Below are 17,320 nucleotides of genomic sequence, written 5' to 3' on the forward strand. Positions count from 1 at the left end.
AACCCGCCGGTTCGGCCGTCATCATTCCCCGTCGAGAATCGAATCCGGTTGAATATCGATTTTCGCCCCGGTGAGCTTCGCCGCGAGCCTGGCGTTCTGCCCCTCTTTGCCAATTGCCAATGAGAGTTGGTAATCGGGCACAAGTGCTCGAACGGCTTTTGTCTCGGCGTCGAGAACGTATGACGACGATACGCGTGCCGGTGACAGAGCATTTGCGACAAATGTCGACAAATCACTTGAGTAGTCGACGATGTCGATCTTCTCGTCTCCGAGTTCTTCGGTCACTGCACGCACACGGCGCCCGAGTTCGCCGATGCACGAGCCCTTCGCGTTGATCGACGGGTCCTTCGCAAGAACAGCGATCTTCGTGCGATGGCCCGCCTCGCGTGCAAGCGACACGATCTCGACGAGTCCTGAGGCGATCTCGGGAACCTCGAGGAAAAAGAGCTTTTTGACGAGGGCCGGGTGGGTGCGCGATACCGTGATCTGCGGACCCTTGAGTCCCTTGGAAACACTCGTGACGTATACGCGGATGCGCCGGCCGTGCGTGTAGTCCTCGCTGGGCACCTGCTCCTCTGGAGGCAGAACGGCTTCGACCGTACCCAGATCTACGTGAATCATCCGCGGATTCGGGCCCTGCTGAATGATGCCCGCCACGATGTCGCCTTCGCGCCCCTTGAACTCGCCGAGAACCGCGTCATCGGCAATATCACGCAGGCGCTGATTGATGACCTGCTTTGCAGCGAATGCGGCAATGCGGCCAAAGTCTTCCGGCATCGTTTCCGATTCGCCGATGAGATTTCCGTCATCATCCTTTTCAGGAATGAGCACGGCGACATGGCCGGTCTTGCGGTCGAGTTCGACGCGCCCCTCGGCCTCTTCGTTGCCGTTCTGCGCCTCATTCTTGAGGTAAGCGGTCAGAATGGCCTGCTCGATGATGTGGATCAGCTCATCGAAGGGGATCTCTTTCTCCCGCTCCATCAACTTCAACACACTCAGATCGATGTCCACCAGAGAGCCTCCCTATTCAGATGTGGCGCAGGCTAACGTCGCGGTGCCCGGCCGAACTCTAAGGCTACCCGACTCCACGACTGTTCGTCACCACACGCGAGTGCGACCTCGCAGACACAGAGGCGCTAGCGGGTGGCGAGGACCCGTTGGGTTACCTCGCCGACGGGCACCTGTGTGCGCTCCCCCGAGCGACGGTCCCACAGTTCGACGAGTCCGTCGGAGACGCCGCGGCCCGCGATGACGATCGTCGGAACTCCGATCAGCTCGGCGTCGCCAAACTTCACGCCGGGAGAAACCTTTGGTCTGTCGTCGTACAGTACCTCGAGGCGCCGTGCTTCGAGTTCGCCCGAGATCTGCTGGGCAACGTCAAAGATGGCAGCATCCTTGCCCGTGGCAATCACATGAACGTCGAACGGTGCGATGTTGCGAGGCCAGCACAGCCCTTTGTCGTCGTTGTGCAGCTCTGCGAGCAGGGCGAGGTCGCGTGTGACACCGAGACCGTACGAACCCATTGTGACGGTGACGAGCTTGCCGTTCTCGTCGAGCACCTGCAGCCCGAGGGCCTCGGCATACTTTCGACCGAGCTGAAACACATGCCCGATCTCGGTTCCACGCGCAAGATGCACGGGTCCGGAACCATCGGGGGCAGGGTCTCCCTCGCGAATCGTCGCAGCCTCGATCACGTCATCTACCGTGAAGTCGCGCCCGGCAGCGAGCCCAAGCACATGCTTATCTGCCTCGTTAGCTCCGGTGACCCACGTGGTGCCCGTGGCAACGCGCGGGTCAGCAACATACCGGATGCCGCTCGCGGAACGTTCACCGAGCACGGCCCCGGTCGACGACCATGGGCCGATATACCCCTTGACCAGTGCCGGATGCGCAGCGAAATCGGCATCAGTAGCGGCGTCAACCTCGCTCGGCGCGAATGCCACCTCGATGCGCTTCATGTCAACGTCGCGATCGCCGGGAACGGCAACGACGACGACCTCGCGCGAACCGTCGAGGTGCTTGAGCGCAAGCACCACGTTCTTGAGCGTATCTGCGGCCTCCCACGCCCGCCCGTCTTCGCGTGGGTGCTGGTCATTCAGCAGATCGACGAGAGTAGCGATCGTCGGAGTGTCCGGCGAGTCGACGACGCGCGCCCCGGGGAGACCGTCGACGGGCACCGGGTCAACGCGCGGCGTCTCGTATGCCTCCACGTTTGCCGCGTACCCGCCATCCGAGCGGACGAAAGTGTCTTCGCCGATGGGCGTCGGGTGCAGGAACTCTTCGCTTTTCGATCCGCCCATTGCGCCGGCATCCGCCTTGACGATCACGTAGTCAAGCCCGAGTCGAGTGAAGATGCGCTCGTACGCGTCGCGCTGACGCTGGTAACTGGCGTCGAGGCCGGCATCTGACGCATCGAACGAGTAAGCGTCCTTCATTGTGAACTCGCGCCCGCGCAAGAGACCGGCTCGCGGACGTGCTTCGTCGCGGTACTTGTCCTGAATCTGGTAGATCGTCAGAGGCAGATCCTTGTACGACGAGTAGAGATCCTTGACGAGAAGCGTGAACGCCTCTTCGTGTGTTGGCGCGAGGAGCATATCGGCGCCCTTGCGATCGGCGAGTCGAAAGAGATTCTCCCCGTACTCTTCCCATCGTCCGGACACCTCGTATGGCTCGCGCGGCATGAGGGCTGGAAAATGCACCTCGAAAGCACCAGCCGCTTCCATCTCTTCGCGGATGATCTGCTCGATACGCGCTTTGACACGCAGCCCGAGCGGCAGCCAGGCGAAGATTCCTGGCGCCTGCCGCCGAATGTATCCAGCGCGCACCAAAAGGCGATGACTGGCGACCTCTGCATCTGCGGGGTCTTCTCTGAGCGTGCGAACAAAGTAGTTAGATAGGCGCGTTACCACGTCACCATCGTACTCATGCTCTGGTGAGTCCCAGAACTCGTCGCCTCGAGCACCGTGTCCTCAGTCTCCGCTCGTGGGTCCGACCCGCCGGATTCGTTGTTACTACCACGGCTTGTCGGTATCACCACCGCCACCAGATCCGCGTCGATCGGCGTCGCCATCTTGTTTTTTGCGCTCGGCGTCCTTGCCGCGCTCTTTTAAATCGTCGAGCGGGTCGTCACTGTCTGACTCGTCGCCTCCGGAATCGGAATCGTCTTTACCTGAGCCGTCGTTGTTTTCGTCGCCGTTGTCGTCAGAACTCGTGTTGAGCTTGTCTTCGATGCGCTTCTTCGCGGTCTTCAACTGTTCGTCCGCTTTGGAATCCTGCGGCTTGTCACAGCCTTCAGATGCGCCGCCCTCGATCACGGCAAGCGCGGTCTCCCACATGCGCGCGGCTCCTTCGGTCGAGCCTGCCTCTGCATGGGCATCTCCCTGTTGCTCCCACGCGAGTGCGAGGTTCACCCGAATTTCGCACGTTCGGCCGTCGGGCGCGAGCACGAGTGCCTGCGAGAGATCTTCGGTCGCCGCAGGAAAGTCCCCTGCCGCGGCCTTCGCGGTTCCGCGGTCGAACGGCGCGACCCACGACTCGAACGCGTTCCACGGCATCAGCCCGTCAAACTGGCTGGCCGACGTCTTATATTGCTCCCCCGCGTAGGTACGTGATCCTTGGTCGGCGATGACGCCGAGACTGATGAGTTTTCCTGAGAATGCCAGGGCGATGAGCACAAGCGGAAGTGTGATGAGCACAAGGCGCGTGCGCATGCGGCGTGGCTTGGTGTTCGTCACGAGTGCATCTCCCCTCGCGTACGCAGACGGCGCAGATCGACGACGAGGCTCGCAAGTTCGAAGAGAAGCAGAGCACCGAACGGAATGGCCAGAATCCAGTACAGCTCCGGCTCGGGTGCCGGATTCTGCCCTGCCTCGGATTCGGGCACGACGGTTATTCCGGATGCTGCTTCGGCAACGCTCGACGATGCATCACGGTGAAGGTAGTCAACGCCGAGCTGCGTCGCAATCGTCTGCAGCGCGTCGTCGTCAATGTGCGAAAGCGCGGGTTCTCCCGTCGACGGGTCGGTGATGTATTCAGGTTCACCGTCGGTTTCGAGTCCGCGGTTCTCCAGCATCCGACCGCCGTCTTTCGTGCCGTACCCGAGCACGGCTCCGCCATCGACGTACTCGGCGATGGCGGCGAACGACTCAGGTTGCTCGGTGACGGTCTGCTCGCCGTCTCCGATGTAGTACAGGATCGTCGTGTGATCGGGGTTCGCCTCGGCGAGAGTTTGCTTCAGATGGCTGAGCGGCGCCGAAATGCTGCTTCCAGACGAGTAGCCGGTGATCTCCTGAGTCATGGCCGCGACCGTCTGTTCGATCGCGCCGGCATCGGTGGTCAGGGGCACACGCTCGACGGTTGCAGCGTCAAACGTGGTGACCGAGTACCGCGCACCGGCCAGGGTCTCTGCGAGCTCGGTCACGTCTGCGCGCACACCGTCAAGCCGCGGCTTCCCGTCGCCCCAGTCTTCTGCGGCCATGCTGCTCGTCGTGTCGATCACGAAGTAGACGTCAACGTCGCTTCCGACGGCATCCACTGGCTTTCCATCGTTCGCCACGGGGCGCAGCATCATTGCGCCGAGCAGCACCACGAGCACCGTGCGGGAGATCCAATGCAGACGGATCTTCGCGGTCGGAGCGCGCACGGCCTGAACGATCGTGAACAGGAGGAGAGCTGCGAACACGATGGTCATCAGCACGGCGGGCATGACAGGGTGAAACGTCATCGTCGCAGCCTCCAACCGACGCCGAGAAGAGCAATGGTTGACCAGAAGGCAATCCATAGATAGAGATCTGGCTGATCCGATCTGACAACATAGGAGGGGGCCTTCATGGCGGAGGCCTCCTGCTTCTGAATCGACGTCACGATGTCGGGCACAGCTTTCGGGTCGCTGAGTGCGTAGTACTCCCCTCCCGTCGTTTCTACCGTCTCTTTCAGCTCTGTTGCGAGCTCCTCGATGTAGTTCTTCGCCGTTGAGTCACCGGGGTTCAAGCCGTACACGACAACGCCATTGTCTTTCGCGTATTTTCCAGCCTGGGGCAACGACACAAGCTGTTGCCCAGCGACAAAGTTGTCTGTCGCAAAGATGATCGACCGAGAGCGATTTTCGTCGAGGTTGTCGAATCGCTGGGTGCACGAGGCCAGGCCGTCGCCGATGAGCGATGAGCCGTCACCGAGAAGAGTGCCGTCGGTGTAGGCGTAGTCGGTTGTCGGATCGTCCATATTGTCGCGAAGCTCAGTCATCTGATCCGTGACGTATTCATAGTCGGTGGTGAGGGGAAAATACGTGACAGCAGACGCATTGAAGATCGTCAGGCCGATGCGCTCCCCCTCGAACTGATCGGCAAGCTCGATGAACGTGTCGAGAATCGCAATGTCGTAGTCAGTCATCGACCCCGATGTGTCGAGGCACAGCACGATGTCTCGATTGTGGACTTCCGGCGTTACGGTGTGCACCGTGACCAGGCGGGAGCTCAATACTGCGGATGCTGCAACCGCGATGGTCGTCAGGGCTATTCCGACAGCCAGCAAAATGCGCATGCGCGAGCGTGCACGACGAAAAGCGGGCAGAGCGCTCACGCGGTTGAGATGCGCGACGCGCACGGCAGACGACGCGGCCCGTCGGCGCGAGCGAATCAGCAGCGCAATGAGGAGGGTGACGACAAGGGCACCCGCCCAGACCAGGGGCATCCATCCATTGAGCATCTCCACCTACATCACCACCTCTCGCGCTCGAAGCAGCGACGGTGCGAGATCCCCAGACGACGCTGGCGCGAACTCGAATGGGTAGTACGAGGCGACCGCGTGTGCAAGGCCCGTCTGATTCGCCTCGGTGAGGTCAGCGAGAGTCATTGCAGAGAAACGCGTTCCCGACTGCTCTTCGACGAAGAGGCGAACGAGAATGCTGAGCTTCAGGTGCGCTTCGCGCGTCGAAAGCTCGCCCGACGCGTTGGCCGCCTCGATCTCGTCGATCAGTCCCCGGTAGCGAGTGACGAGGTCGCTGCGACGTGGCGAGACGGTGGGCGCTCGTTTCGGAGCCCTCGCTCGGGGGTAGAACCACACAGCGACGTACCAGAGCAGCACCAGCACGATGATGCCGCACGCGATCCACAGCCACAGTGGGCTGTATGAGACGGGATCGTAGTATCCGTTATCTCCGACCACTATTGTGCCTCTCAAGCAGTCGGAAGACACCGGAGACGGCATCGTCGGGGCCCGTCACCCGAACACCGGTGATGCCCAGCGACTCCAACTTGTCTATCGTCGCTGATTCAGCGTCAGAGACCGATGTCGTGAATTCACGATGCAGGGCACGATCACGTTTCAGAAACTCAGGAAGCTGCTCACCGTTCTCGATATCCAGCACCTGATTGTCGTGCCAGCCCGGATCAAGAGGGTCAGCGTCTCCGATGCTGACCCAGAGCAGTTCATGCTGAGCGTGCAGACGCCGAAGCATCCGTGCTCTCTCATCGTCGATGCCCTCGTCGTCGCTGATGATGACCAAGATGCTGCGCCGCCTGGTTCTGCGCGCAATATATGAGAGCAGTCGATCGAGGTCGCTGTGTCCTGCCTCGGGAACGGCACGGGCCTGAATGCGCCCGAGCACCTGCTCGACATGCGATTCTGTGCCGGCTCCCGGCATCGAGTGCACGCCGTCGGCGTCACCGGAGACCAGCGACACGTGATCGCCGTGCCGGTGTGCGAGGTACGCGATGATGCCGGCAACAAGCACTGTCGTCTCGCGCTTCGGCTCGCCCGATGCTCCGATTGCCGCCATATTGCGACCCGTGTCGACGACGAAGGTGACGAGGTGCTTGCGCATCGCGACATAGAGTCGAATGTACGGGGTGCCGTTGCGAGCCGTGGCCTTCCAGTCGATATCGCGCACCTCGTCGCCGGGAACATACGGGCGAAGCTCTTCGAATTCGTGGCTCTTACCATGCATCACCGAGGCATACTCACCGTCGAGCACACCGCGAACCCGCCTGTGCGCGCGGATCGACAGCTTCGACTTCACCCGATAGAGCAGCCCCGTCATGAGTCAGCTCACGGAACCTGTACCGCGGCGAAGCAGGCATCGATGATTGTCTCGGGGGTCACACCATCGGCATCCGCCTCGAAATTCAAAATCATACGGTGGCGCAGCACGTGATGCCGGAATGCCTTCACGTCGTCAGGGATGACATGGTCGCGGCCATTCAACACCGCGAGGGCACGGGCGGCCGAGGCAAATGCGATGCTTGCACGAGGGCTCGCTCCATACTCAACGTAGCGCGAGAGAGTCTCGGGCAGGTATTGGCTCGTGTGCCGCGTGACGTAAACCGCCTGAACGAGATAGTTGAGCACCGACGGGTCGAGGTACACGCGCCGCGTAAGCTGCTGAAGATACGTCACATCATCGAGGCTGACATCGGCGACGGTGTCCTCACCGTCATACACGCCGCGACCGACGCGCCGCACGATCTCTGCTTCGTCGGCAATCGACGGGTAGCCAAGAATGTCCTTGATGAGAAAGCGGTCGAGCTGCGCCTCAGGCAGGTGATAGGTGCCCTCCTGCTCAATAGGATTCTGAGTCGCGAGAACGAGAAACGGCTTGGGCAGCTCATGAATCTCGCCACCGATCGAAGTCTGCCGCTCCTGCATTGCTTCAAGCATGGCCGACTGCGTCTTTGCACTCGCACGGTTGATCTCATCGAGCAGAACGAAATTCGCGTGGATCGGGCCGAGTTGAGTGAAGAACGCCCGTGTGCCTGGGTCGAAGATCTGCGTGCCGACGATGTCGGAGGGCAGCAGGTCAGGTGTGCATTGAATGCGCTGAAACTTCGCCTGAACAGCATCCGCAATCGCCTCGGCTGCTGTTGTCTTCGCTAGCCCTGGAACGCTTTCGAGAAGCACATGCCCGCCCGTCATCAGCGCCACGAGCAGACTCGTTCGCAGACCAGACTGACCGACGACCTTTGTGCTGTACGAGCGCACGATGGTGTCGAGGATGCGCCCGGCGCGATCCATTTCATTCGGGGAAAGGGTTGCGTCCTGCGGCTGATTCACGTGGGTTATCTCCGATTGTCTGCGAAGCGGTGCGGGACACAGTGTATCCACGTCGAATGGGCGGATTCTGGCCGTTCAGCCAACCGAGATCGTTGGAGTGCCCGTCGTCGCATCTGACGAGGGCATCTCGGCGGCGATACGGTTCGCCTCGGCAATCAACGTCTCGACGATCTCGGACTCAGGCACGGTTTTAATGACCTCGCCTTTGACGAAGATCTGCCCTTTTCCATTGCCCGATGCAACGCCGAGGTCTGCTTCACGCGCTTCACCTGGCCCATTGACCACGCAGCCCATCACGGCAACACGCAGCGGCACAGACATGCCTTCCAGCCCGGCAGTGACCTCGTCTGCCAGCGTATAGACGTCAACCTGGGCACGACCGCAACTGGGGCACGAAACGATCTCGAGCTTGCGCTCACGCAGGTTCAGCGACTGCAGAATCTGCAGCCCGACCTTCACCTCTTCGACGGGAGGGGCGCTGAGCGAGACGCGGATCGTGTCGCCGATGCCTTCGGAAAGGAGGATGCCGAAGGCCGTGGCGCTCTTGATTGTGCCTTGGAACGCTGGGCCAGCCTCCGTCACGCCTAGGTGGAGCGGCCAATCGCCACGCTCGGCGAGCATGCGATAGGCCTTCACCATGACAATCGGGTCATTGTGCTTCACCGAGATTTTGAAGTCGTGAAAGTCGTGCTCTTCGAAGAGACTTGCCTCCCACACGGCGCTCTCGACGAGAGCCTCCGGCGTTGGCTTTCCATACTTCTCGAGAAGACGCCGGTCGAGCGACCCCGCGTTCACGCCGATCCTGAGTGAAACGCCTGCCGCTTTCGCCCGCTTGGCGATCTCACCCACCTGGTCATCGAACTTGCGAATGTTGCCCGGATTTACCCTGACTGCGGCGCAGCCCGCGTCGATCGCGGCATATACATAGTTCGGCTGGAAGTGGATGTCGGCAATGACCGGAATCTGACTCTTCTGGGCGATCGCGGGGAGCGCCTCGGCGTCGTCACGCGTTGGCACGGCGACGCGCACGATGTCGCAGCCCGACGCCGTAAGCTCGGCAATCTGCTGGAGTGTCTCGTTGATCTTCGTGGTCGGGGTTGTGGTCATCGACTGCACGCTGACGGGCGCGTTACCGCCGACCAGCACCTTACCGACCTTGATCTGCCGCGTTGAACGGCGCGGGACAAGGGTTTCGGGCACACGGGGCAAACCGAGATTCACTGCTGGCACGTCGATAATCCTACGACGTCGTCGTCCGCGCCCCCTGTGAGCAGACGGCGAGCCCCTCAGCGCCAGTCACTGCACGGCAACGGTCAGCTCAGGCTCGGTCGCTTCGATCACGTGTTCAACAGTCACGCCCGGTGCAGTTTCAATAAGCGTGAGGCCGCCGTCTGTCACGTCGATGACGGCCAGATCCGTGATGATCCTGTCGACGACGCCGCGGCCGGTCAGCGGAAGTGAGCACTCGTTGACGATCTTCGGGCTGCCGTCTTTTGCCGTGTGCGTCATGAGCACGATCACGCGCTTCGCGCCGTGCACGAGATCCATGCCGCCGCCGGGGCCCTTGACCATTTTCCCCGGAATCATCCAATTGGCGAGGTCTCCCGAACCGGATACCTGCATGGCTCCGAGGATCGCCGCATCGATCTTGCCTCCGCGAATCATGGCGAAGCTCATCGCCGAGTCGAAAAACGCTGTGCCGGGGAGGGTGGTCACCGTCTCTTTCCCCGCGTTGATGAGGTCGGAGTCGACGTTCTCCTCTGTGGGGTACGGCCCGACGCCGAGAATTCCGTTCTCCGACTGCAGAGTGACAGTCACCCCAGCAGGAACGTAGTTGGGAACAAGTGTGGGCAGTCCGATGCCGAGGTTCACGTAGGCGCCGTCTGTCAATTCGAGTGCCGCGCGAGCGGCCATCTCCGCGCGTGTGAGGCTCATGGCCGTGCTCCTTCCGACTCGCGCACGGTTCGTCGCTCCACGCGCTTCTCGATGCCGGAACCGACCTCGACGACGCGGTGCACGAACACACCGGGCAGGTGAACAGCATCCGGATCGATATCACCGGGCTCGACCAGTTCTTCGACCTGAGCAATGCAGATGCGTCCGGCCATAGCAGCGAGCGGTGAGAAGTTGCGGGCCGACTTGTTGAACACGAGGTTGCCGTGGCGGTCGCCGCGCAGCGCGTGGACGAGCGAGAAGTCCGTTGTAATCGCCTCTTCGAGGACGAACGGCTTCTGTATGCCGTCCACATCGAATGTGCGGGTGTCTTTGGGCTTCGAGCTTTCGGCGATCGAGCCGTCTGGCGCGTAGCGACGCGGCAGCCCCCCCTCAGCCATCTGGGTGCCAACCCCGGTCTGCGTGTAAAACGCGGCGATGCCGGCACCGCCCGCGCGCAGCTTCTCGGCGAGCGTTCCCTGCGGCGTCAGATTCACGGTGAGTTCGCCCGAGAGGTACTGCCGCTCGAACTCCTTGTTCTCGCCGACGTACGACGAGGTCATCGTGCTGATCCGACGGGCACCAAGCAGGAGCCCAAGCCCCCAGTCGTCGACGCCACAGTTGTTGCTGACGATCGACAGATCAGAGCTGCCGCCATCGAGCAGCGCCGTGATCAGCGCCATCGGGTTGCCGCACAGCCCGAATCCCCCGACGGCGAGCGACGCTCCGTTCGGAATGTCCGCGACTGCATCCCTTGCCGTCGCGACGGTTTTGTCCATGGTCATGACTGCACCTCCATTGCTGCATCTCGACCCACGGCATTGTGTGCCCTGTGGATCGCCTTGTTCCAACTTACTTGCTATCGGGCCTCACTCGATACAGAGGGCGACGACGTGCGAAGCTAGAACCGGCTGAACATCCACCATTGACAAAGGGGTCATCACCATGGCACAGATAGAAGTCGTCATCCTCGGCGGCGCTCGCACACCGTTTACTCGATTGCTCGGAGCGCTCGCCTCTCAGTCGGCCGTTGATCTCGGCTCTACGGCGATCGCGGGGGCGCTTGCCCGGAGCGGGGTGGCTGCCTCCGACGTCGAGCAGGTCATCATGGGCCAGGTGCTCCAGGCCGGCGCGGGGCAGAACCCGGCGCGCCAGTCAGCGATCGGCGCGGGGCTCGGCTGGAACGTCCCGACTGTCACCGTCAACAAGGTCTGCCTCTCTGGTCTCGTCGCCATCACCGATGCGGCACGGCTCATCCGTTCGGGTGAAGCCTCGGTCATCGTTGCCGGCGGCCAGGAGTCGATGACGAACGCACCGCATGTGCTGCCGGGTGCGCGCGCAGGCTTCAAGTACGGCTCGACCGAACTGCTCGACGTCGCCGCGCACGATGGGCTGACGGATGCCTTCGATCAGGTGTCCATGGGCATCTCGACCGAGCGCCACAACACCCCGCTCGGCATTTCTCGCGACCAGCAGGATACTGTCGCCGCGGCGTCGCACGTGCGCGCTGCGGCCGCCGCGAAGGTTGCACTGTTCGACGCGGAGATCGTGCCTGTCGAGATCGCCGGCCGCAAGGGAACCGTCACCGTCGTCGATGCCGACGAGGGCATCCGGGCCGATTCGACACCGGAGTCCCTGTCAAAGCTGCGGCCGGCGTTCGACCCCGAGGGCACGATCACGGCGGGCAACTCGTCACCGCTCAGCGACGGAGCTGCGGCCGTCGTCGTCGCTGATCGTGCGTGGGCCGAAGAGCGCGGACTTGAGTGGCTAGCCGTGCTGCGCTCCCCCGGTCAGGTTGCTGGACCGGACACGTCGCTGCACTCGCAGCCGTCCCGCGCGATCGAACACGCTCTCTCACGTCAAGGCTGGTCGGCGAGCGAGCTCGATCTCGTCGAGATCAATGAGGCGTTCGCGGCCGTCGCGATCCAGTCGATGCGCGATCTGGGCCTCGAGAGCGACACGGTCAACATTCACGGCGGTGCCATTGCGATCGGCCACCCGATCGGTGCTTCAGGGGCGCGACTTGCACTGCACGCTGCACTCGAGCTCTCGCGACGCGGTTCTGGCAGGGCCGCCGTGTCGCTCTGTGGCGGCGGCGGGCAGGGTGAAGCGCTTCTGCTCGAACGGTGACACACGGATGCCGGTGACCGACGCACTCGGTCGGCCACCGGCATCCGAGTGATTATTCGCCGGTATTCGCGCGAAGCACCTCGAGTCGTGCTCGGTACTCCGCCTCGTCAATATCGCCGTTCGCATACCGCTGCGCGAGGGTCTTCTCAGCGCTGTGCCGCGGGGAGTGCTCAGTGTTCCAGCGTCGCATGGCGTCGCGGCGACGACGGAAGACGAACGTGAACAGCAGGGCGAACACGGCGATCCAGAACAATGGAATCAGCAGAAACCACCAGGTGGGGCCGTCGCCGCCCGCGAACGGGCCGTGAGCGACGATCGATGTGATGAGTGGTGAAGTGAGCATGATGTGCCTATCTGTGACGGATGGTCGGCCTCGGTTGGGCCGATACATTAAGCCTCGTTCGGCCCGCCGATAAGCACATCGGCCGGCGGAAGGCACCTGTCGTACTCCCGGGGAAGCAGGCCTCAGATGCTCCCGGGCCGCACCAGCTGAGTCTCGTACGCAATGATCACCAGCTGCACGCGATCACGGGCGCCGAGTTTGCCCAGCATGCGCGACACGTGCGTCTTTGCGGTGAGAGGGCTGAGAAATAGTCGCTTGGCGATCTCGTCGTTGGTCAGGCCTTCTCCGACAAGGGCGAGCACCTCGCGTTCCCGACCTGTCAGGGCGTCAAGCGAGTGGACCTGAGGGGGCCGGATGCTGCCAGCAACGCGTTCGAGCAACCGCTTCGTCACCGTGGGTGACAACAGCGCATCGCCACGCGCCGCAACCCGAACCGATCGGATGAGCTCGACCGGCTCGGTGTCCTTCACGAGAAACCCGCTCGCACCGGCGGAGATCGCCCGTGCGACGTATTCGTCGAGCTCGAACGTCGTCACGATCACGATGCGGCACTCGGCGAGCGCGGGGTCGGCGACAAGTTGTTCTGTCGCCCAGAGTCCGTCGCCCGACGGCATCCTGATGTCCATGAGTATGACGTCGGGCCGGGTCTGCGTGGCCAGAGCAACGATGTCAGTTCCTGTTGCAGCCTCGCCCACCACCTCGATGTCTGACTCCGCCTCGAGCAGCGACCGGAATCCGGCCCGGATCAGCTGCTGGTCGTCGGCGAGCGCCACGCGGATCATGTCGTCTCCTTTCCCACGGGCAGGTATGCCGTCACCGTCGTACCTGACGCTCCGGTCTCAACGTGAAGCGTCCCGCCGAGCAGTTCGGCACGCTCACGCATTCCAAGCACACCGTTTCCGCTTTCGCGTGCCCCACCGCGACCGTCATCGGCAACGCTGACGACGAGATCGCGGCCACGTGGAACAACCGTCACAACGGCGTGCGCGGCATTGGCGTGTCTGACGACGTTTGTGAGGGACTCCTGCACAATGCGATAGGCGGCCTGTTGCACGGCATCGGGTGCGTGGCCCACATCGGCGCGCTCGAACGACACAGCTACCGCGGTGTTCGCGCTCACGAGGTCGCCGATCTGGTCGAGTCCGGGAGCGGGCGCGAGCGGTGCATCATCGCCGCGCAGAACCCCGAGAACTCCGCGCACCTCGTCGAGGGCATCCTTGCTCGTGGTCTTGATGTTCTGGAGGGCCGTGCGCGCCTGCTCCGGCTGTGCGTCCATGAGGTGAAGGCCAACCCCTGCCTGCACAGAGATCTGTGAAAGCGAGTGTGCAATCACGTCGTGAAGGTCACGGGCGATCCGCACCCGCTCCTCTCGCTCAGCGCGCGCCCGCTGCTCACGAATGCGCTGCCAGCGCTCCGTGGCACGCTGCCGACGGTGTCGAATCGACTCGCCGACGACGATCAGGATGCCGAGGGCGAGCGTCGTGCCGACGACACGCGCCGGGTGCCAGCTCAGCCCCGCAGCGCTTCCGAACAGCAGCACTGTGCTCCACGCAATGACGAGCGCGATGTAGACCCACAGCCGTTTTCCGTGAATGAGCGCGATGATGACACCAAAGATCATCGCGATCGGGGGCGGTTGCGGAGACGGTGCGAGCAGCAGATCTGCCGCCGCGGCCACAATCGTGATGACAGCGACCAGCCCAGCAAATCGGCGGGTGAAGATGAGCGCGACGGGACCGATGAGCGCAAGGGCGACGGCGAGAGCCAGGCTGGCATCGGCGGCCGCGTTCGTTCGCGCAAGCGCCCAAACGGTTCCGCTGATCTGCACCACGCCGGACAGGGCAACGGGAAGCCATAACCGCAGCGCAGGCGGCATACGGAATCGCACAGGCTCCGGGCCGCTGGTCGTGGGCATAACAGGATCTTACGGGCACCGAGGGTGAGACGCGTCCCGCCGAGGGAGGAGCCGGGTACTCCGCAGAGAGTAGGTCACCTTAGAGTGGAACAGTGAGCGACACTCCCCCGATGAACCCGCGTAGAGCGGGGCTCGCCATCGCCTCGCTCAGCGTGGGAACATTGCTGAACCCGCTGAATTCCTCGATGATCGCCGTCGCACTACTGACTCTTCGCGACGCATTCGGTCTCGACGTACTCACTGTCACGTGGGTGATCACCGCCTTCTACCTGGCTTCGGCAGCAGGACAGCCGCTCATGGGCAGGCTCGGCGACCGCTTTGGAGCGCGACGCCTGTTTCTCTTCGGCATGATCGTCGTCGTGATCACCTGCGTGCTCACGCCGTTTGCACCCACCTTCTGGCTTGTCTGCGCCGGCCGCGTCTCGCTTGCCATCGGAACCGCCTGCGCGTTCCCGTCTGCCGTCGCGCTGCTGCATCCGATCACAACGCTCTCGGGGCTCAGCTCCCCTCGGCTGCTGGGTCGCCTGCAGATGGCGAACACGGCAGGTGCGGCGATCGGTCCAGTCATCGGTGGCCTTCTCGTCACGTTTCTCGGCTGGCAGGCGATCTTCTGGGTTAATGTTCCTCTGGCGTTGATCGCCCTCGCCGGTGTGCGCACATTCGCGCCGGTCGATCATGCGCGCGGACGGCAGCCCATGCGCACAGTCCTGAGCGACTCTGACATTCCTGGCGTGCTCACCTTTACTGCGGCGCTGGTCACACTTCTGGTATTCCTGCTCGGAATTACACAGAAACCACAGTGGACACTGCTTGCCGCTGCGATCGCTGCCTCGACGTTGTTCGTGTGGCGTGAACTAACGACGCGCACTCCGTTTATCGATCTGCGCATGCTGTCGCGCAATCGACGTCTCGTGCTCGTCTATACAGGCTTCGCCCTGTTCAACATCGTGTATTACGTTGTCTTCTTTGGGCTGCCGCAGTATTTGGAGGAATTCGGCGACTATCGCGCGGATGCTGTCGGCCTGCTGATGCTTCCCCTGGCGTCCCTCAATGTGCTGCTCACACCATTCGCCGCGCGTTTCATCGAGCGACGCGGCATCCGCCCTGCTTTTCTCATCGGCGTCGGCTGGCTGATCGTCGCGGCCGCCCTTTTGTCGTTGCTGACGGCGAGTGTCATGCCGCTCGTTCCGCTGCTGATCACCGCCATGATGGGTGTGCCCTACTGCGTCGTCAGCATCGCGATGAGTCAGGCCCTGTATTCGTCAGCGACGCGAGAGTCGGCTGGTGTGGCAACCGGCATCTTCCAGACGTCACGCTACATCGGAGCTATCCTGTCGACGACGATGCTCGGCATCGCCTTCAGCGACGGTACGACGCCCGCGAGTTGGCTCGAGGTGTCGGTCGCGGCCACCATTCTTGCCGTCGTGCTTCTCGTCCTTGTTTCGCGGTGGCGTCCGGTTACCCAAACAAAGTGACGGGTTTGACGATGTCTGCGTAAATGAGCAGCAGGCTCATTCCACCGAGAATGACAACGACGGTGAATGTCACCGGCATAAGTTTTGCGGCGTCGACGGGACCCGGATCCTTTTTGCGGCGAATCTTCGCCCAGCCTCGCTTGATTCCTTCCCACAGAGCCGCCGCAACGTGGCCGCCATCGAGCGGCGTCAGCGGAATGAGGTTGAAGACAAGGAGCGCGACGTTGAGAGAGGCGAGGATGCCGAACATCGTCTGTGCTTTCGCGACAACGGGAATCGTGTCGATGCTCACCACTTCGCCTGCGAGGCGGCCGACACCCACGACGCTCATGGGCCCGTTGGGATCGCGATCCTCTGTTCCGAATGCCGCCTGCCCAATATCGATGAGTCGCTGAGGCAGGTGCGTGATGATGCCGACGACAGCCCCGATGTTGTCACCGACGGCAGGCAGAACGGCGCTTACCGGCTGAGGCTGCATGTCTCCGGCACGCGTCACGCCGGCGAAACCGACATCGACGTTCTTCTCGCTGCCTGCCGCCTCCGGGCGCGCCGTGAGCTTCGGTGTGAGTTGCAGTGTCTCGTGCTCTCCGTCGCGAAGCACGTTAACGCTCAGTTGATCTCCGGGGTGATCGCGGATGATCGCCGAGAACTGATCCCATGATGTGACCGACTCTCCGTCGATCGACGTGACGCGGTCGCCCGGCTTGAAACCGGCAGCCGCTGCGGGCGACGGTTCGGCGTCGCCCGGGCAGGTCTGCTGCGTGGCTCCGGCTGGCATCACGCACTCGCTGACCGCGCCGACTGACGCTGCTGGGGCTCCGAAGCCGACAAGCACGATCCCGTAGAAGAGCACGGCAAGAACGAGGTTCATCGCAGGGCCGCCGAGCATGATGATCACCCGTTTATAGACAGGCAGCCGGTAGAACGCGCGGGAATCCTCGCCGTCTCCGATCGTCTCGGCGCTGACGTCGCGAGCATCCTGAACCAACGTATCGAACGCACGTCGTTTGCCTGCGGGCTCCGACTTCTCTTCGATCGCATCCTCAAGCGCGCCGGCGACGTCGGTCGCTGTTGCATCGGGGTGGGCGTCCGAGAGCTGTTGAACGAATCCTGTGCTTGAGGCGTGCACCTTTTCGCCCGGCTTCGTCGGTGGAAACATGCCGATCATCGAAATGTAGCCACCGAGCGGAATCGCCTTGAGGCCGTATTCCGTCTCGCCCGTGCGGCGTGAGAACAGTGTCTTTCCGAAGCCGATCATGTACTGCGTCACTTTGACGCCGAACAATTTTGCGGGAATAAGGTGCCCCAGCTCGTGCAGACCGATCGAAAAGGCCAGCCCGACAACGATGATGAGCACGCCGAAGATGTACAGAAGCACGGATTCCACACGGAAACGATATCGCGCCGGCCTTTGCTCAGGCTGTCCCGCGGCTGTGAGAGCATGGTCACACACTCATCACACGCATCGAGAAGGACACT

At 62.5% G+C, this 17,320-nt stretch carries 17 protein-coding genes; 2 read left to right on the plus strand and 15 right to left on the minus strand.

Translation table 11 applies throughout. From position 1 onward, the window contains the following. Positions 1 to 21: 21 nt before the first annotated feature. The 11 genes from nusA to HCR76_RS10095 form a co-directional block, all read right to left on the minus strand. The gene (gene nusA, locus HCR76_RS10045) at positions 22 to 1,011 is read right to left on the minus strand and encodes a transcription termination factor NusA (RefSeq protein ID WP_166992584.1); all 990 of its coding nucleotides are present in this window, start codon (positions 1,009 to 1,011) and stop codon (positions 22 to 24) included. A gap of 125 nt (positions 1,012 to 1,136) precedes the next feature. After that, positions 1,137 to 2,909, minus strand: a complete 1,773-nt coding sequence (locus HCR76_RS10050) for a proline--tRNA ligase (RefSeq protein ID WP_166992581.1) — start codon at positions 2,907 to 2,909, stop codon at positions 1,137 to 1,139. A 102-nt stretch (positions 2,910 to 3,011) separates the two neighbouring features. Then, the gene (locus HCR76_RS10055) at positions 3,012 to 3,734 is read right to left on the minus strand and encodes a tetratricopeptide repeat protein (protein WP_166992578.1); all 723 of its coding nucleotides are present in this window, start codon (positions 3,732 to 3,734) and stop codon (positions 3,012 to 3,014) included. Next, positions 3,731 to 4,723 (minus strand): vWA domain-containing protein, encoded by a 993-nt coding sequence (locus HCR76_RS10060; RefSeq protein WP_166992576.1) that lies wholly within the window; start codon positions 4,721 to 4,723, stop codon positions 3,731 to 3,733. The genes HCR76_RS10055 and HCR76_RS10060 overlap by 4 nt, the downstream gene beginning before the upstream one ends. Further along, complete coding sequence (locus HCR76_RS10065) at positions 4,720 to 5,703, minus strand: vWA domain-containing protein (protein WP_235934316.1); 984 nt, start codon at positions 5,701 to 5,703, stop codon at positions 4,720 to 4,722. The genes HCR76_RS10060 and HCR76_RS10065 overlap by 4 nt, the downstream gene beginning before the upstream one ends. A 6-nt stretch (positions 5,704 to 5,709) precedes the next feature. Then, positions 5,710 to 6,162 (minus strand): DUF4381 domain-containing protein, encoded by a 453-nt coding sequence (locus tag HCR76_RS10070; RefSeq protein ID WP_166992571.1) that lies wholly within the window; start codon positions 6,160 to 6,162, stop codon positions 5,710 to 5,712. Continuing rightward, entirely contained in the window at positions 6,149 to 7,036 is an 888-nt protein-coding gene (locus tag HCR76_RS10075; protein WP_166992569.1) for a DUF58 domain-containing protein, read from the minus strand. The genes HCR76_RS10070 and HCR76_RS10075 overlap by 14 nt, the downstream gene beginning before the upstream one ends. Positions 7,037 to 7,044: 8 nt before the next feature. Beyond that, positions 7,045 to 8,007: an AAA family ATPase gene (locus HCR76_RS10080; protein ID WP_166992687.1), complete on the minus strand. Its 963-nt coding sequence runs from the start codon at positions 8,005 to 8,007 to the stop codon at positions 7,045 to 7,047. Positions 8,008 to 8,121: 114 nt separating this feature from the next. Then, positions 8,122 to 9,255, minus strand: coding sequence for a flavodoxin-dependent (E)-4-hydroxy-3-methylbut-2-enyl-diphosphate synthase (gene ispG, locus HCR76_RS10085; protein WP_166992684.1), 1,134 nt, complete (start codon positions 9,253 to 9,255; stop codon positions 8,122 to 8,124). A gap of 87 nt (positions 9,256 to 9,342) precedes the next feature. Continuing rightward, complete coding sequence (locus HCR76_RS10090; protein ID WP_198248034.1) at positions 9,343 to 9,981, minus strand: CoA transferase subunit B; 639 nt, start codon at positions 9,979 to 9,981, stop codon at positions 9,343 to 9,345. Beyond that, positions 9,978 to 10,763 carry a CoA transferase subunit A gene (locus HCR76_RS10095; protein ID WP_166992566.1) on the minus strand — a complete coding sequence of 262 codons (786 nt, stop codon included), beginning with the start codon at positions 10,761 to 10,763 and terminating at the stop codon, positions 9,978 to 9,980. The genes HCR76_RS10090 and HCR76_RS10095 overlap by 4 nt, the downstream gene beginning before the upstream one ends. A gap of 160 nt (positions 10,764 to 10,923) precedes the next feature. On the opposite strand from HCR76_RS10095, the gene HCR76_RS10100 reads away from it, so the two are divergent. Further along, a complete protein-coding gene (locus tag HCR76_RS10100) occupies positions 10,924 to 12,108 on the plus strand; it encodes an acetyl-CoA C-acetyltransferase (RefSeq protein ID WP_166992564.1) in 1,185 nt (394 codons plus the stop codon). A gap of 52 nt (positions 12,109 to 12,160) precedes the next feature. Here the strand turns inward: HCR76_RS10100 and HCR76_RS10105 are convergent, their stop codons facing one another. From HCR76_RS10105 to HCR76_RS10115, 3 genes are all read right to left on the minus strand, one after another. Further along, positions 12,161 to 12,451, minus strand: a complete 291-nt coding sequence (locus HCR76_RS10105) for an SHOCT domain-containing protein (protein ID WP_166992562.1) — start codon at positions 12,449 to 12,451, stop codon at positions 12,161 to 12,163. Positions 12,452 to 12,573: 122 nt separating this feature from the next. Then, a complete protein-coding gene (locus tag HCR76_RS10110) occupies positions 12,574 to 13,233 on the minus strand; it encodes a response regulator (protein ID WP_166992559.1) in 660 nt (219 codons plus the stop codon). Continuing rightward, on the minus strand, positions 13,230 to 14,366 hold the full coding sequence (locus HCR76_RS10115; RefSeq protein WP_166992557.1) for a sensor histidine kinase: 1,137 nt from the start codon (positions 14,364 to 14,366) through the stop codon (positions 13,230 to 13,232). The genes HCR76_RS10110 and HCR76_RS10115 overlap by 4 nt, the downstream gene beginning before the upstream one ends. Before the next feature lie 92 nt (positions 14,367 to 14,458). Here HCR76_RS10115 and HCR76_RS10120 point away from each other — a divergent pair, with 92 nt between their 5' ends. Then, entirely contained in the window at positions 14,459 to 15,841 is a 1,383-nt protein-coding gene (locus HCR76_RS10120; protein WP_342357070.1) for an MFS transporter, read from the plus strand. Here HCR76_RS10120 and HCR76_RS10125 read toward each other — a convergent pair. Next, the gene (locus HCR76_RS10125) at positions 15,825 to 17,228 is read right to left on the minus strand and encodes a M50 family metallopeptidase (RefSeq protein ID WP_166992554.1); all 1,404 of its coding nucleotides are present in this window, start codon (positions 17,226 to 17,228) and stop codon (positions 15,825 to 15,827) included. The two genes, HCR76_RS10120 and HCR76_RS10125, sit on opposite strands and share 17 nt — an antisense overlap. Between the last annotated feature and the right edge of the window lie 92 nt (positions 17,229 to 17,320).

Source organism: Paramicrobacterium chengjingii (assembly GCF_011751765.2).
In the GTDB taxonomy this organism is placed as follows: domain Bacteria; phylum Actinomycetota; class Actinomycetes; order Actinomycetales; family Microbacteriaceae; genus Paramicrobacterium; species Paramicrobacterium chengjingii.